The following is a 16,369-nucleotide window of genomic DNA, read 5'->3' as shown; positions in this document are numbered from 1 at the left end:
AACAAACCTCTCTTAACGTTCGCCAAAGGCAGTGGTTATGTTGGTAAATACTGGCTTCCATAAGTATTGAAATACCGTTTTATCCCCCGTCACAATATCCACCTCACCAGTCATCCCAGGAATAAGGCCAAAGCGCTCAGGGTCATCGTTAAAATAGGGTTTATCTATGCTTATTTTAACTTTGTAAAAAACGCCCCCTTTCTCATCGGTATCTGTAGAAGGAGAAATCCTTTGCACAATCCCATCTAATGCCCCATATCGGCTGTAATCAAAGGCGTCTATTTTCACCCTTGCAGGTTGTCCTTCGGTAACAAAACCAATATCACGTGGAGATAGTTTGGCTTCGATTAGCGCTTCCTTGGTAGTGGGAACAATTACTGCGACAGTTCCGCCTGGTGCAATTACGCTGCCTGAGGAGGTAGTCGGAATAGATTGCACAATCCCATCGACCGGCGCCAAAACAGTAGTTTGAGAAACTTGTGAACCGGAAGACTTTAAACGCGCCTCAACCCCTAACAATTCGGCTTGAGCCTCAGCCCGTTTTTCGCCTACTTGATTGAACAAAGCCGCATTTTTCTGATCTAGTTGCTTACTTAGGTTAGTTAGACTTTTACTTAAAACTTGTTCTTTACCCTCTAAAGATTTTAGCTCTCTTATGTAAGAGTCGAGCTTTTGTTGAGCTTCTAGTACCTGTAATTTAGAAACCACCTGAATGCCACCTGGTGATTTCATCATGTTGATAGTTTTACGAGAAGCCGCTATTTGATCACTTAATGCTGGCACTTCATTCTCTACTGCTGCTAATTCTGCCTTAGCTTTAGCTATCTCCGATTCTGTTAATGCTGAGGTTGCAGCTAACTCAGCATTCATCCTTTTAAGCGCTGAAACATGCTGCGCCACCAATTTAGGATACTCTGCTTCAAATGCCGAAAAGTTAGCTTGGCGCTGCTCAACAAAGGCGTTATAACGCTCAATACGTAATTCTAAGTTGGCTTGTTTGCTGGCTAATTCTTCCTCTAAAGACTGGCTATCAATGGCCACAAAATTTGCAAGTACATCGCCCTGCTTAACCACGTCACCTTCCTCTACACTCACAGAGGCTAAAGTTCCACCTAGCTGGCTTTGAATAACTTGTCGGTGACCCAGTGGCACTACCTGCCCTTTGGCTTTAGCAATTTCTTCCACTGTGGTAAAAATTGACCACAACAGCATTCCCAATACTGACAACGCAATAAACCACGCAATACGCCTAATCAGCGTTCTCTCCGCGGGGGCTTCAATGGCATCAGTAAATTCATGTTCTGGCCAAATACGATTAGACAATTGACGCTGTTCCATATTTACTGCTCCGTATCACTGTTGGTTTGAGGCTGCTGTGAAGGAATAGGTCCAACATAAGCGGCTGTACCTTTGTCTAAAATTATTACCTTGTCGGCTAGTTGAATTAGCTCTTGATCATGGCTGGTGAAGATAATTGTGGCTTTGCCTCGCAAGCTTTCTAAGGTGCGAATAAATTGGCGTTTAGCATCTGGGTTTCGGTTTGCTAAAGGCTCGTCTAACAGCAAGTACTGAGCCCCTTTTAGTAGTGCTCTTGCTAAGGAAATGTAGCCACCTTCTACCGCCGATAGCATGGCACTGTCATCACCTGCAATTGGCGCATCTAACTGTTCATTTAACGCGCTAAATAACGCTTGCCCACCAGCAGCCAACAACGCATCAATTAATTGTTCATCACTGGCATCAGGATTTGCTACTCGTAGGTTTTCAGCCAAAGTGCCCGGAAATAAATCTGGCTCTGCCGGGCAATAAGCCGCCCATGAGCGCAATAGCTCCGGATCGTACTGGCGAATGTTTTTGTTGTTTATTGCTACATAACCGGCTTGAGGTTCAATTACCCCTAAAGCTGATAGCAACAATGAGGTTTTACCACAGCCATTAGGGCCAATGACTGCTACTATTTCTCCAGCGTCTATTTCAGCATTAACGGCCGATAATGCCGGCTCCATTTCGGCTCCATAACGCAAGGTTAAATGTTGAAAAGACACACTAGGTGCGCAGCTCATATCGGGTACATCTAAACGCAGTTCGCTATTTTCGGTTTTCACCTGCATAAATCGGTCAAACTGCTCAGCGGCCCCCTTTAGCAAGGTGAACTTTTGGGTGGAGCTAAACGCTAGTTGCGCTGGGCCGGTAATTCGCCAAATCAGCATGACACAGGCAATCAACGCCCCAGCAGATATTGACTGGTTAAGCACCAAGAAAATGCCACAGAAAACAGTGACCAAGGCAGTGGATAGACTTAAAGCATGAGCAACGGCAGCCATTAGCCCATTGCGCGCCGCATAACGAAAGTTCTGCCGGCTATTCTCACGGCATAAACGGGCAAACTTAGTGGTCCAAGCATCGACTTGCCCGGCCGCTTTTAATTGGGTGAGATTTTTAGCCAACTCGTTAAGCGCATTTTGATACTCACCAGTTACCGTAGGAGAAGCGCTTTGAATGTAGCTGCGCATTAGTCGCATAAGTAGGTAAAACACCAGTAACATCAGCAGTGGAACCAGCACCAACCAACCACTTAACAAAGTAATGGTCGCTAAGGCGATGAAGGTAAAAGGTAAATCGATTAAGCCACCTGCAGCAGGACCAGATAACACAGTGCGAACTTTTTCTGCATTACGCATACGCGCCACATGATTGGCAATGCCCACTCGCGATAACACCATTAACGGCATGTTCAGCAAACGGTGAAAGGTAAGTTCAGACAAATCTCTCGCCATGCGATTACTCGCTGAGGACATCACTCTTGCTCTAATCAAGCGAGATGCAACTAAAATGCTTAAGGCCAATGCCGCACCTAAAGCAATACTGGGCAATACCTCAGGTGTTTGACCGCCAATTACACGGTCATAAACTGCCATTGTAAATAGCGGCACGGCTAATCCCGTCAAGCTAGACAATAAACTGAGCCAAAATACCGGCCGATACCATTTACTTCGCTTGCTCACTTGCTCGGCAAAAGCTTTCGCAGAAGATCCCTGCTGAGGCAAGCGCTCAATCATAATTAGATGCGCGTCTTCACCGATAGTTGCGGGGTCACAGGCTTGCCACTGCTGCTCAAACTGTTCCAGTTGCTCACCATGGCGACGCAACAACTTAGGAGCATGATGATCAGATATCAGTACAAAAGGATGAGCCGCTTGAGAAACTAAGGAAGGCAAGTGACGATGCACCGAATAGGCAATATGGTGTTTTTTAAGCAGCCCCACAAAACCCATAACATCTAGCGAATCTATGCGCTGGTCTTGTTCTATATTGGTTGCTTGAGAGTACAAACCAAGTTGCTGCAACAAACTAATTAAGGTGGGTTTTAAATCAGGATTTTGCTGCTCCATGTTAAGCCCCCCTCTGTTGTTTTAACAGCTTGACTAAGCCATCTTCTGCAATTTTCAGTTGTATGTCGCAATGGGCTTTTACTTCGTCAAAATGCGAAGCGATCATCACCGTCATGTCATCGCCTTGCTTACTTAGCAAGGCCAGTAAACGCTGCTGAGCATCAGCATCTAAGGACAACATAGGCTCGTCTAGCAGCAATATCGACGGTTGCTGCGCTAACGCGCGCACCAAAGCGATAAGTTTAATCGCTCCTTTGTTAAGCATTTGATTACCGCTGTCTCCCACGCGGGTTTGATAACCGGCTGGTAACAAGGAAATGGCAGCACTCAAACCCAACTCTTCTGCTAACACCATGGCATTAGCTTCTAATTCAGGCCGAAACAAGGTCATGTTTTCCATCAAACTGCCGGCAAACAAGGTAGGCCACGGCGCTAAATACACCACGGATTGGCGATACTCATTTGCGTCATGCTGGCCAAGTTCAACACCAGCAATATTAATGCTGCCTTGTTGCAACTGATGAAAGCCAGCCAGCGTACTTAATACTAAACTGGCGTGGCTAAGAGGATTAGATTGCACTACCACCATGCTGCCAGCGGGCAAGCTAAAACTCGCGTTTTCAATACAGGCCACCGAAGTTTTAGCACTTAGATGGCTGTATTCAATGGGCCCTGCTGGTAACTTTTGCTGATAGCAATGTTCGGCGCTAAAGCGTTCTCCCTCTAAACTTGTCAACTGCTTTACTTGTTGCATCGCAGACTTAGCGGTAACCATTCGAGAGCGCAGACTAATAATGGCGCTTAAAGGAGCAACCGCTCGACCCGCTAATATAGAACAAGCCGCTAAGCCACCAGTGGTTAACTGTCCATCTAACACCATTAAACACCCCAACAATACCAATACTAAGGTAGTTCCCTGAGAGGCGCCTTGAATAAACTCTTGCAGCTTGGCTGATAACCAATCAACCCGCTGTTGGTGTTGCAAACGCTTATAGTTAATTTTTCGGTAATTTGCGGCAATGCCACTTTCTAGAGCTAAGGCTTTAGTGGTGGTTAGCCCAGACAATACGTTAATCAACAATCGTGAACGTTCAGCCTCGCTAAGCGCTAAATCTTTAGTGGCTTCGGCTAGCTGCTTGCCAAGCAACAATACAAGTAAGCTAATTAACGCCCATACGGCAATCGGAATAAAAACTAAGGGCCCACCAATGTAAGCCACTAAAGCTAAGAAAATAACAACAAATGGGAAATCAATCAGGGCTAAGGCCGCTTGACCAGAATATAGGTCTCGCATACCTGCTATTGAACTTAAGCCATTAAATACTCCGCCCCTGCCAAGTTTCGCGATAGGTTCGAAACTGCTGGCGAGTAGCGCTTTCACCGCATCAATTGTGGTATGCAACTCAAAGTTAGCGGCTGCAGAAGCCAATAACCAACTACGTATATATCGCAACACTAGCTCTAGTAAAATAGCCACCGCTACACCGAGCATAAGAACCGTAGCCGTGCCGTAGCCTTGGTTGGGTAATATGCGGTCGTAAATCTGCAACATGGCAAAAGGCAAAGCGAGCGAGAGTAAGTTTATAAATGTAGATGAGAGCAATACATCGATTGCAGACCTGTTTCGAAACAATAGGCTTAACGCATACCTCATTTAGCTGGCTTCCTTTCTCAATAAACACTGCGATGAGTTATTGATAAGCCTAGCAAATAATCGAAGTTTTTCTTTTTTGGTGAGTTTTTATTTAAGCCTGCGAATAAGCCTCAACATATTCATTAACAAAATTGACACAAATACAAAACTAATTCACTATCAATGAGCGTCAATCTAGCTCATGATTTCAGCATTGCTGTATATGTTGTCATTTAAATCTATTTATTACTTTTTAAACAAACAGATATGAATGAATCAGCCAACTTAGCTCAAGTGCTGGCACTACCCAGCCACTCTCATCACCATAGCCATCAGTATTTTCAGGTGGTGATTGGCTTGCAAGGGCAAACCGAGTTTGACATTCAAGGTCAAGCTAATTTGGTTGGGCCAGGTCAAGGTTGCTTAGTGCCCGCCTCTGCAGATCATGCTTTTACCGGGGTAGGCAGAAATCAAATCTTGGTTATTAATTTGGCCGATACACAACATGCTAGTTTGCAGACCAAAATCGAGCAGTTGTTCGACCATCAATCCTACTTCAAGCTAGCCAACCAGTCGCAAGTTCTCGTCAATGCACTGTGTCAGGAAATGCTAACTAAGCCGCAAGACACCATGCTAGCCGAGGCCTGCGCCAATACACTGTTGTGTGTACTGCAAAATCACTTAGCTCAAAGCAAACAACACCAAGCTAAGGTCACCCGCCTACAAATGGAGCATATCGACCGCTACATCCAACAACACTTGCAGCAAAAAATCACCGTGGCGCAACTTGCTGGTTGCGTGTTTTTAGCCGAAAGCCAATTTCATTTATTGTTTCGCCAGCAAACCGGATTAACCCCACACCAATATTTGCTACGCAAACGCTTTAACGCGGCTAAACAGCTTTTAGCTACACCGCAATTAAGCATTGAACAAATATCGCATCGTTGTGGTTTTGCTAGCCAAAGTAGCTTTACCAGTGCATTTAGCACTTTTTATGGCATCACACCGGCTCGCTACCGCAAACAAGCCAGCTAAAGCTAAAACATCTTCTTCGCCTTCGCTCGCCCCGCCTAGGCTGACTACACTATAAATAAGCAACGTGAATAACCTGAGCTCGGGATAATAAACCGATTTCTAAGGGCTATTTTTACTTATTTCGGTGTTGAAGCCACTTGCAATAGACTAGCGATTTGCGCGCAGCTTCGCCTAGAACTAAGTAAAACTACCTCGGCAGAAACATAAAGCTAAATTAAGCACTGGGTAGGAGAGTTATTGTCACTCCCTTATCCCGAGTTCAGGTTAAATAGATTGTTAAACGCTTGCTTCGCTTTTTGTTCATCAACAGAGAATTTCGAACAAAACGCGGAGCTTTTCGAAATACGCGACGCCCAAAGCGCTCTACAATCGGCCTCTAAATAACAAAGCCGTAACATCCTCTGTCCCCTCGCAGAGGATGGCAACACGAGGATCCAGCATGCACAACACTATGCAACTCGATGCTAAGGCCATGACCCAAGCTTCGTTTATCGAGCAGCCTTTAACCAAGGTTTGGCAATGCATTTCGCCGCTTTACGCTGTAAACGAGTCAAGCTGGTTAAGCCAACTTATCCCACTCGCTAAACCTAGCCCAAGTGAATTAACCCAAACTACGGTGTTGGCCACTCAACTTATCGAGCGAGTTCGCGCCGACAAAAACGCCGTGCAAATGATCGACGCCTTGCTGCTTGAATACAGTCTTGATACCCGCGAAGGTATTCTGCTGATGTGCTTGGCAGAAGCGCTAATGCGCATTCCCGATAGTGCCACCGCCGACGCGCTAATTCGTGACAAAATGAGCGTGGCAGACTGGAAGTCTCACCTTAAAAACTCAGACTCACTGTTTGTAAATGCTTCTACCTGGGGTTTAATGCTAACCGGTAAAGTAGTGAGTTTAGATACCCCACAAGATGGCCAAGCCAGCAAGGTGCTCAACAAGCTAGTAAACAAATTCTCCGAGCCGGTAATCCGCCAAGCCATGCATCAAGCCATGAAAATAATGGGGCATCAGTTTGTACTAGGCCGCAATATTCAAGAAGCCTTAAACAATGGCGAGCCTTTGCAACAGCAAGGCTTTGCTTATTCTTTTGATATGCTGGGCGAATCGGCTCTTACCCGCCAAGATGCTCAAAAGTATTTTAACGACTATCACCAAGCTATTAGCGTTGTAGCTAAGCAGCGTTCAAGTACTAGTGAATCTCACCCTGCGGCCTCGGTATCAATCAAGCTCTCGGCCTTGCATCCTCGCTACGAAGCAGCCAACCACGAAAAGGTACTACAAGAGTTGTTTGATACGGTTTTAGCACTGCTAAAACATGCCCGAGCACAGGATGTTGCCATTACCATTGATGCCGAAGAAGCCGACCGCCTAGAAATATCCTTAAAGCTATTTGCCAAGCTCTACCAGCACCAAGCTGTTAAAGGCTGGGGAAAATTTGGTTTAGTGGTGCAGGCCTACTCAAAGCGGGCATTAGCGGTAATTGCTTGGTTAGCTACACTGGCCAAGCAGCAAGGCGATGTCATTCCCATGCGCTTAGTAAAAGGCGCCTATTGGGATAGCGAGTTAAAGTTGTCTCAACAACATGGCCACCACGGCTACCCGGTATTTACGCGCAAAGAAGCCACCGACGTGAGCTATTTGGGCTGTGCGCGCTTGTTGCTTAGCGAGCATATTCGTGGGCTTATTTATCCGCAGTTTGCCAGCCATAACGCACAAACAATTGCGGCGGTGTCGGCCATGGCTACTCACCAAGACTTTGAGTTTCAGCGCTTACACGGCATGGGCGATGCGCTATATAGCCATGCCAAACAACTACTAAATAGTGAAGTACGCATTTACGCCCCAGTGGGCAGCCATAAAGATTTGCTGCCTTATTTGGTGCGCCGTTTATTAGAAAATGGCGCTAATAGCTCGTTTGTTCATCGCTTAGTAGATGCCCGTTGTCCGGTCACTGATTTAACCGTGCATCCGGTAGATTTATTGCAATCACGCAGCTGCTTACATAACCCCAAAATAGCCCTGCCGCCACAATTGTTTGGTGAGCAAAGACAAAACTCCCAAGGTATCGCCACCGACATAGAAAGCGAATGGCAGCCTTTTGAACAAAAAGTCAGCCAGTTTTTAGGCAATTATCAATGGCAAGCCAGCTCAATTATTGACGGGCAAGCTCAAAGTGGCGAACACCATCTTATAACAGCGCCTTACCAGCGAACTCAGCAGGTTGGAGAAGTAGCGTGGGCCAATGCAGAGCAGGCCTTGCAAGCAATTAATGTGGCAGAACAAGGCTGCCTATTATGGCAACAAACGCCAGTAAGCCAACGTGCCAACTACTTGCTGAAATTAGCCGATAAGCTTGAACAAAACATGCCAGAGCTTGTGGCCTTGTGCCATCGCGAAGCGGGCAAAACCGTATTAGATAGCATTGACGAAATTCGCGAAGCAGTAGATTTTTTACGCTACTACCCGCAGCAAGCCATTCAAAACCTTAGCTCGCCTATTCAGCAATGCTCGTTTCGGGGCGAAGCACAGCAAGTCAGTTACCAAGGGCGCGGCGTATTTGTGTGTATTAGCCCGTGGAATTTCCCCTTAGCCATTTTTATCGGCCAAGTATCTGCCGCCTTGGTTGCCGGTAATTGTGTCATCGCCAAACCTGCCGAGCAAACCAGCCTTATTGCTGCTCGCTGTATAGAGTTGCTAATAGAAACAGGAATACCTAAGCAGGTTATCCAACTCATACTGGGCAATGGCGCGTTGCTAGGGCAAACCTTATGCAGCGATAAACGTATCGCAGGTGTTGCCTTCACCGGCTCAACGCCAACTGCGCAAGCCATTAACAAACAGCTGGCTAAACGCGATGCCTTGCCAGTGCCGTTTATCGCCGAAACCGGTGGCCAAAACGCCATGATAGTAGACAGCACCGCCCTGCCCGAGCAAGTAGTAAGAGATGTACTACGCTCAGCCTTTGCTTCGGCAGGCCAGCGCTGCTCGGCGCTGCGGGTATTGTTTATTCAAGAGGATATTGCCGAACGCGTCTATTCGCTGATTGCTGGTGCTATGCAAGAACTGGCCATTGGTAATCCAGAAAAACTAAGTACCGATGTAGGCCCGGTGATCGACCCACAAGCTCAAACAAAACTGCAGGCTCATATTAGCTGGTTAGAAAAGAACGCTCAGCTCATTTACCAAGTAGCGCTTCCAGAAGATTGCAGCAAAGGCAGCTTTGTTGCGCCGTGCGCTTATCAAATCGACGAGATTGCTCAATTAACACAAGAACACTTTGGCCCTATTTTGCATGTGATTAAATATCAATCAAATCAACTTGATAGGGTGATCGATCAAATAAATCAAAGTGGATTTGGTTTAACCTTGGGCGTGCATAGTCGTAATGAAAGTACCTATCGGCATATCGAGCAGCGTGCTCGAGTGGGTAATTGCTACGTAAATCGAGATCAAGTAGGTGCCGTTGTAGGGGTACAGCCTTTTGGTGGTCAGGGTCTTTCAGGCACTGGTCCTAAAGCGGGTGGCCCGCACTATTTGTACCGTTTTGCTAAGGCGAACATAAGCACCACCCTTGCCCAGCAGGAGCACTAATATGACCACGACTAACAAAGTATTAAAACAAAGTCTTGCAGTGCAAGATGCTTGGCAGCAACACACGGTGGCTCAACGTAGCGAGTTACTACTCGCTTGGGCACAACTGCTTAGCCAACGAGACCAAAGCTACCACGAATGTGCAGCAATGATCCGTTTTCAATGCCAACAAGCCCTAGCACTTATTGCTAACGAGCATGAGCTACAAGGGCCTACGGGCGAAAGCAACCAGCTATATACCGCTGGCCGTGGCTGTTTTTTGTTGGTGACCGATGAAACAGCCAGCAACGAAGCACTAGTAGGTTTAATGGCCGCAGCGTTAGTGGCTGGCAATACTGTTATTTGTTGTGCTGCAAATAGCCCTGTAGATGAGTTACTGAGCGACCTATTGCGCGCTGGCTGTCCAGATAGAGTGGCACAACCCTTGGCTTATACCTTGGGACCGCAACTTGCACAAAACAGCCTGGTAGCGGGCATTGCATTAGCAGGCACTAAGCAAAATTGCATCCACTACAACCAATTGGCAGCAGAGCGAGATGGCCAACTTGCGCAGTTCGTATATGAGGTTGATATGCGTAACCTTAGCCAACTCAGTGAACCAACACTTTGTTTGCGCTTTATAACTGAGCGCACACGAACCATAAACATTACCGCCGTTGGTGGTAACGCCAGCTTGCTTGAGCTAGGCAGCGGCGAATAAACCTAAGGGCCTGGTTAGCCATTAGCAGCGACAACCCAAATAAACCAACATGCTGAACTCGGCAATAAAAGGAAAAAGGAATGATTGAAAATAGCTTTGCTATCAGTGCTACATTTATAGCCTATCTAATCGTTATGCTATCAATTGGCATTTACGCCTATAAACGCACCGCCAACTCTGAAGATTACTTCTTAGGTGGTCGCTCACTAGGCCCATGGCCCGCAGCCTTATCGGCTGGTGCATCCGATATGAGTGGTTGGTTACTGCTTGGTTTACCTGGCTACGCTTACGCAGCCGGTATCGAGGCCATTTGGTTGGCCGGCGGCTTACTCGTTGGCACCTGGTTAAACTGGCTGATTTGCGCCAAACGCCTACGCACCTACTCCATCGTGATGGATAACGCCTTAACCATTCCTGAGTTTTTTGCGCGCCGTTTTGAAGATAAATCTAAGTTACTGCAATCAATCTCAGCCTTCTTTATCTTGCTGTTTTTCTTGTTCTATACCAGCTCTGGCTTAGTGGCTGGCGGCAAACTGTTTGAAACAGTGTTTGGTTTAGACTACACCACCGCAGTTATTGTCGGCACCATTTTTGTGGTGTCTTACACCTTATTTGGTGGCTTTTTAGCAGTATCTTGGACCGACTTAGTGCAAGGTTTATTAATGGCCGCCGCCTTAATGATCGTGCCAATTGCCGCAATGGAAGGCTCTTTTGGAGACTTAAGCCAAGCCCTTACCCTTAAAAACCCAGAACTACTTAACCTATGGACCGACGTAAAAGGCGAGCCTTTATCGGCCATTGCCATTATCTCGCTAGTGGCTTGGGGTTTAGGTTACTTTGGTCAGCCACATATTTTGGCGCGTTTTCAGGCCACTCGAAGCAACAAAGACATCGGCACCGCCCGTCGCATCGCAGTAAGCTGGACAGCTCTTTCTATGGCTGGCGCACTACTCATTGGTGTAGTGGGCATTTTGTATGTAGATTCTCACCTAGGTGGCAATATTAAAGATGGCGAAACCATCTTTATGCTGTTGGTAAATGCCATTTTCCACCCAGTAATTGCCGGCATACTACTAGCAGCAATTTTGGCTGCGATTATGAGTACCGCCGACTCGCAATTGTTAGTATCGTCGTCAGCCTTAGCCGAAGACTTCTACAAACAAGTCTTTCGCCCGCAAGCCAGCCAACAAGAGATTGTTAAGGTTGGCCGTATCGCTGTAGTCGCATTGTCGATAGTGGCTTTAATTCTGGCCATGAACCCAGAAAGCTCGGTACTAGGTTTGGTGTCTTACGCATGGGCAGGATTTGGCGCAGCCTTTGGTCCTGCACTACTACTTAGCTTGTTCTGGAAAGACATGAACCGTAACGGCGCACTAGCTGGCGTAGTGTTAGGTGGCGTAACCGTAGTAGTTTGGAAACAACTAAGTGGCGGCTTGTTCGACATTTATGAAATTGTTCCCGGCTTCCTGTTCGCCAGCATTGCCATTATTGCAGTGAGCAAAGCCACAGGTGGCGCAACACCAGCAATTCATAGCATTCACGCTAAATACGAAAAACAGCTGGTAGAATTAGACTAAGCCGTTAACCACAAGGCAGCTAAATACAGCTAAACAAAAAGCCGTTTACCTAAGGGTAAGCGGCTTTTTTACTTAGCGACTTAAAGCCTATTTACAACACAAATAACACTTCGCCTCTCTCACTAGACAGGTAAAAAAGAATCGCAAATACTGCCACCGCAGCCCCCACTATTCTTGCACTCGTGCCTTCTAACAAGGCAGACTTAGAAGAAACGAACTCCATTCGAGAGCCAGATTGCCCATTAGTAAGACCAAACTCGAACCGAATTTTTCCCGTATAGATAGCGTGTACTCCCATTAGGAATAACACTCCACAGATGATCAAATCTATAGTCACTTCCATGTACTAACCTTTTTTATACAACTACGACCGAAAGTACTAACAAGCCAGTGTTCGTATTTATCTACAAGTAGGAACAGTGCATAACGAAGCTTTTGCTTGAAATTATCTCTTCACGCTTTAGTTAGCCGATTCAGCTGCCTTTTAAGAGTGAAGATACTATAACCACCCCAAATCATGATTAATCCACCGATAACCAACAGGGAGGTTACCACTGTCGCATTATTAAGAAGAGGGTGAAAAGCATTTCCCCCTGCCCTAAATTTTCCATATAGACCTAAGCCAAACATGATCGGACCAGGTGATTCTATCCAAGTCACTCTAGTGACCTTCTTTTCGAGTTCTGCTATTTTTTCGCTGTTATTCATTTTCCTTCCTTGGAGCTATGGTTTTACTAAAAGCATCTCAGACAGCGTAAACGCTGCACAATGTTTTTAGAGTTCTTACTTGTTAAATATTTCTTTTCCTGTAGGAAATAAACACTTCCTCTAGCTCATAAGGGCCAATATGAACATATGTTCGTTGATCATCACCTACATGCAGCAATAGGTAGTTGAAGCGGAAGCGCTCCCCATCAATCATTAAGTCATTCATCAATATGGATTTATTACAAGTCCAAGTTCCCTTTTGATTCTCGGAAGTCTCTGCGGCTATGGACTTGCTTATAAATGTACCTATAAACTCTCCGTTTGGTTTATATTCAACTTCCCAACTATCAATGTATGCGCCGTCATTAGATTCTCGAGAGCCATACCAAACCCCTTGAATGTTTTTACATAAGTCAGCATCCGATTCAGGTAAAGACTTAATGATTGCCTTGAGCGTTTCTACTTGTCTACCATCTTGCTCAAGTGCGAAGTTCTCTGGAGAAGGTGAGAAATATTCATGAGAGAGGAAAACCACTAAGAACAAAGATCCTGCCAGACCGATACCGATTGAAAGCCCAATTGATACATATGATAGAAATTTCTTTAACACTATTTTTCACCAAGCAACTGTAAAGTATTACTAAGGTGAAGCGAACTAACAGAAAAATCAATAGAAATTCTCACATCTAGCGCTATTGAGCAGTGTGCACTTAGGGACAAGGTTTAGGTCACTTGAGTCTCAAGCGCTTAAAGCTACCCACCGGACTTATTCTTTCAACTCAACCCCCACCTATTTTGTACTACTTATAAACGGAGAGATTTGAGTAGGCTTTCAACTAAGCATGAACAAAGCTTTCATATAAAGGCTTTATAACCCAAGCTTAATCACCAAATCTTTATATGTATTATTAAAATATATTAATACGATCACTTTTTATTGATAACTATTGAGTAAAATGTCGCTTATTGCTTTACCCACTTACCATTAACAAACAGTGAAAAGGAGATCCCATGTACTTTAAGAAGTACCTGCCAGTTGTTCTTGGCTTAATAGTTGTTGGATGTAATAGCAGTAGCGACTCCCCTGCCACCCCACTAGACCCAACAGACCCCGTAGACCCGCCGGTAATTGTTGATCCGCCAGTTGACCCAGAGCCCACCCCAAATGAACCTAGTTTTGGCCTACCAGAAGGAGTGTTAACTGTTGCTAGCGTAAACTGTACTCAGGTGTTTTCTTCTACCTCGGCCTTGGTGGATGCTGCTTCTAAAGAAATGGACGCAGGTACCACGCTTTGTTTAGCTGATGGCGAATACAGTGGTGATTTTCAACTTAGTTTTGGTGGCAATGGCACCTTGGAGCAGCCTATTAAAGTAGCTGCCGAAAATCCTGGCAAGGCCATCTTAAAAGGCGGTGAAGTAGCGATAAACATGGGCGGCAGTTATGCCCAGCTGCAAGGGCTAATTTTTGATGGTGTGGAATACGGAAGCAACTTAATTGCTACCCGTTTTGGCACCAACGATTTATGCCACAATTGCCGAATTAGCGAAATCGCAATTATTGATGCCAAAGCGCAAGACGACTACGGCATTTTGGTACATATATATGGCAAAGATGTATGGCTAGACCATAGCGTAATTAGCGGTAAAACCGTGCAAAACCCGATGATTTCGTTTAACCGTTGGGTAGATGATAGCTGGGATGAAGCCACTAAACTGGCCGAACTTGCTCAAGGCATTGTAGTGTATAACAACTACATTGCTAATCGCCCGCCCGCCAACAACAAGATGTATGCGGGAAGTAGCGACAACGATTATGAGGCTATTCGCACCGGCTTAAGCTTTACCCACCATTACCCTGGTAATTCATTTATTGTGCGCAATGTATTTGAGCGGATCCAAGGTGAAGCCGAGGTTATCTCTAACAAAGGTTCTAATAACGTTATTGCTTACAATACCATTCGCAATAGCTATGGCTCGTTAACCAACCGCCACGGCAACAGCAACAAAATTGAACACAACTTTATTTTAAGTGAAGACTACCCACTAGCTGGCGGCATTCGTATTGCCGACGACGGCCACTCGGTAGTGAATAACTACATCGAAGGCGCACGCTACCAAAATACTAGCCACCACGGCGGCATAGTATTATTGGGATACGACGGCGCGGGCGATGGTGATAACGGCTACCAACAAGTAGAGAATGTGCACGTAGCTAACAACACCATTGTTGATAGCGTAAACAGCTTAAATATTGACGGCGGCGGCAAACCGCAGCAGCCTAAAACGGTTTATTTGGCCAATAACCTTATCGATAAAGCCATTGGGCCAGTGATTACCCAGGCTGAGCGCGGCATGCTGCCTGATTCAACCGTGGTAGGAAACATCTTCCACGGGCAGGCCTTTTCTGATGACGACGCAGTGCCATTAGGCACTGCCGGCATCGAGTTTTACTCGGCAGACTTACAAAGAGGAACTGATGAGCTATATCGCCCTTCGGATAGCTCACCTAACTTAGATGCAGTAAGTGACTACAGTAAAGGTGATTTTGCTGACGTTAAGCTAGATATGGATGGGCAAACCCGCACCCAGCCAAGCAGCGTTGGCGCCGATCAACCGCTAACAAGCAGCGTTAGTTTAAAAGCGCTGAGTTTTGCTGATGTAGGGCCAAGCAGTTATCAAATCAGTAAGCCCCAAGCCACCATGTTAGAAGCAGAGATTATTAACCCTGCCTTTGACGATGAGCTAAATGCTTGGACTAACAACGGTGCTCAAATCGCCGAGGCGAGTGAATCGTTCTCGAGAAGTGCTAGCGCCCAACTTAGTGGCAGTAGCAGCATAAGCCAAACAGTTCAGTTAAAGGCTAATACCCCATACGCTCTGTCGGCTTTTGTAAAAGGCAGTTATCAGCTGGCCTTGGGTGACATAGCAAAGCAAGCAGGCGTAGTTACCGGCGATGACTATAGTTGGGTAAGCAGCGAGTTTAACTCTGGCGATGCTACCGAAGCGCTACTTACTTTAAGCCTGCCCGACGCAGTAACCACCGATACCGATTTGGTAGATGGAAACTTAGGTGAATTTCGCAGCAATAGTGGCTCGAGTGATGCTTGGGTACAACACGAAGATAGTGGTGCCGGTTTAGGCGATGTTGGTAGCTCTGGCGACAGCGCATTTAGCGACAGCGGCTCTACTAGTAGCGGTTCGGCGCGGATCCGCTTCAAAAACTCGGCCAGCAATCACGATTTTACTGCCACCCCAGGTTTGAGCCAAACCGTTGCTAATATTCCACTAAACACCGAGTTAGAGTACTCGCTGTATTACTGTGACAACAAAGGTGATAGCTCTTTAAGTACCTTACATTACGGCGCAAAAGACAGCACTGGCGCAATAATCGCCCAAGCCTTTGCCCACGTGAAAGACTTAAGCAACGCCCCGCAAGGCAGCGTTAAAAGCTGTTTTAAACAAATAACGTTAAGCTTTAACTCTTCTGCACATAGTAGCGTAGAGGTATTTGCTTACATGCAAATTGACACTGCAAGCTACAACGACGCTGCAATTTATGCGCATGAGCAATTTACTGACGACGAATTAGAAGTGCGGATAGATGAGTTTAAACTTAGCTATTCAGCAGCGCCAGATGCCGCTAGCGAAGCTTTTTTTGATGACATTCGATTAATGAGTCGCGAAGACTAACTGCAAAATAAAACCAAAAAAAAGCAGCACCTAGGTGCTGCT

The 16,369-nt window shown here is 46.0% G+C and carries 11 protein-coding genes; 5 read left to right on the top strand and 6 right to left on the bottom strand.

The genetic code is table 11. The features are described 5' to 3' along the window. Positions 1–12 precede the first annotated feature (12 nt). Genes LQZ07_RS09300 through LQZ07_RS09290 form a run of 3 tightly spaced genes read right to left on the bottom strand, consistent with a single transcriptional unit; the run spans position 13 to position 5,046 of the window. On the bottom strand, positions 13–1,338 hold the full coding sequence (locus LQZ07_RS09300) for an HlyD family type I secretion periplasmic adaptor subunit (protein WP_152779394.1): 1,326 nt from the start codon (positions 1,336–1,338) through the stop codon (positions 13–15). Between the two features lie 2 nt (positions 1,339–1,340). After that, complete coding sequence (locus tag LQZ07_RS09295) at positions 1,341–3,392, bottom strand: peptidase domain-containing ABC transporter (protein WP_152779396.1); 2,052 nt, start codon at positions 3,390–3,392, stop codon at positions 1,341–1,343. 1 nt (position 3,393) lies between these two features. Next, positions 3,394–5,046, bottom strand: coding sequence for an ABC transporter transmembrane domain-containing protein (locus tag LQZ07_RS09290; RefSeq protein WP_152779398.1), 1,653 nt, complete (start codon positions 5,044–5,046; stop codon positions 3,394–3,396). A gap of 246 nt (positions 5,047–5,292) precedes the next feature. Here LQZ07_RS09290 and LQZ07_RS09285 point away from each other — a divergent pair, with 246 nt between their 5' ends. From LQZ07_RS09285 to putP, 4 genes are all read left to right on the top strand, one after another. Further along, positions 5,293–6,060: an AraC family transcriptional regulator gene (locus LQZ07_RS09285; protein WP_152779400.1), complete on the top strand. Its 768-nt coding sequence runs from the start codon at positions 5,293–5,295 to the stop codon at positions 6,058–6,060. A gap of 439 nt (positions 6,061–6,499) precedes the next feature. Then, entirely contained in the window at positions 6,500–9,652 is a 3,153-nt protein-coding gene (putA, locus tag LQZ07_RS09280; RefSeq protein WP_194164045.1) for a bifunctional proline dehydrogenase/L-glutamate gamma-semialdehyde dehydrogenase PutA, read from the top strand. Between the two features lies 1 nt (position 9,653). After that, positions 9,654–10,352: a delta 1-pyrroline-5-carboxylate dehydrogenase gene (locus LQZ07_RS09275; protein ID WP_152779402.1), complete on the top strand. Its 699-nt coding sequence runs from the start codon at positions 9,654–9,656 to the stop codon at positions 10,350–10,352. An 80-nt stretch (positions 10,353–10,432) separates the two neighbouring features. Continuing rightward, on the top strand, positions 10,433–11,929 hold the full coding sequence (gene putP, locus LQZ07_RS09270) for a sodium/proline symporter PutP (RefSeq protein ID WP_152779404.1): 1,497 nt from the start codon (positions 10,433–10,435) through the stop codon (positions 11,927–11,929). Positions 11,930–12,020: 91 nt separating this feature from the next. Here putP and LQZ07_RS09265 read toward each other — a convergent pair whose 3' ends face one another. The 3 genes from LQZ07_RS09265 to LQZ07_RS09255 all read right to left on the bottom strand — a co-directional run bounded on the left by LQZ07_RS09265 (position 12,021) and on the right by LQZ07_RS09255 (position 13,247). Continuing rightward, complete coding sequence (locus tag LQZ07_RS09265; protein ID WP_152779406.1) at positions 12,021–12,266, bottom strand: hypothetical protein; 246 nt, start codon at positions 12,264–12,266, stop codon at positions 12,021–12,023. A 116-nt stretch (positions 12,267–12,382) separates the two neighbouring features. Beyond that, a complete protein-coding gene (locus LQZ07_RS09260; protein WP_152779408.1) occupies positions 12,383–12,637 on the bottom strand; it encodes a hypothetical protein in 255 nt (84 codons plus the stop codon). Positions 12,638–12,719: 82 nt separating this feature from the next. Further along, positions 12,720–13,247, bottom strand: a complete 528-nt coding sequence (locus LQZ07_RS09255; RefSeq protein ID WP_152779410.1) for a hypothetical protein — start codon at positions 13,245–13,247, stop codon at positions 12,720–12,722. A 401-nt stretch (positions 13,248–13,648) separates the two neighbouring features. On the opposite strand from LQZ07_RS09255, the gene LQZ07_RS09250 reads away from it, so the two are divergent. Then, positions 13,649–16,327 (top strand): polysaccharide lyase 6 family protein, encoded by a 2,679-nt coding sequence (locus LQZ07_RS09250; RefSeq protein WP_152779412.1) that lies wholly within the window; start codon positions 13,649–13,651, stop codon positions 16,325–16,327. Positions 16,328–16,369: the final 42 nt, after the last annotated feature.

Source organism: Agarivorans sp. B2Z047 (genome assembly GCF_023373605.1).
Classification (GTDB): Bacteria; Pseudomonadota; Gammaproteobacteria; order Enterobacterales; family Celerinatantimonadaceae; genus Agarivorans; species Agarivorans albus.
This window is presented reverse-complemented; position numbering and strand designations above follow the sequence as displayed.

Bases quoted from the DNA above. Each gene is read 5' to 3' on its own strand.
- LQZ07_RS09300 (WP_152779394.1), bottom strand. From the start codon at position 1,338: ATGGAACAGCGTCAATTGTCTAATCGTATTTGGCCAGAACATGAATTT.
- LQZ07_RS09295 (WP_152779396.1), bottom strand. From the start codon at position 3,392: ATGGAGCAGCAAAATCCTGATTTAAAACCCACCTTAATTAGTTTGTTG.
- LQZ07_RS09290 (WP_152779398.1), bottom strand. From the start codon at position 5,046: ATGAGGTATGCGTTAAGCCTATTGTTTCGAAACAGGTCTGCAATCGAT.
- LQZ07_RS09285 (WP_152779400.1), top strand. From the start codon at position 5,293: ATGAATGAATCAGCCAACTTAGCTCAAGTGCTGGCACTACCCAGCCAC.
- putA (WP_194164045.1), top strand. From the start codon at position 6,500: ATGCACAACACTATGCAACTCGATGCTAAGGCCATGACCCAAGCTTCG.
- LQZ07_RS09275 (WP_152779402.1), top strand. From the start codon at position 9,654: ATGACCACGACTAACAAAGTATTAAAACAAAGTCTTGCAGTGCAAGAT.
- putP (WP_152779404.1), top strand. From the start codon at position 10,433: ATGATTGAAAATAGCTTTGCTATCAGTGCTACATTTATAGCCTATCTA.
- LQZ07_RS09260 (WP_152779408.1), bottom strand. From the start codon at position 12,637: ATGAATAACAGCGAAAAAATAGCAGAACTCGAAAAGAAGGTCACTAGA.
- LQZ07_RS09250 (WP_152779412.1), top strand. From the start codon at position 13,649: ATGTACTTTAAGAAGTACCTGCCAGTTGTTCTTGGCTTAATAGTTGTT.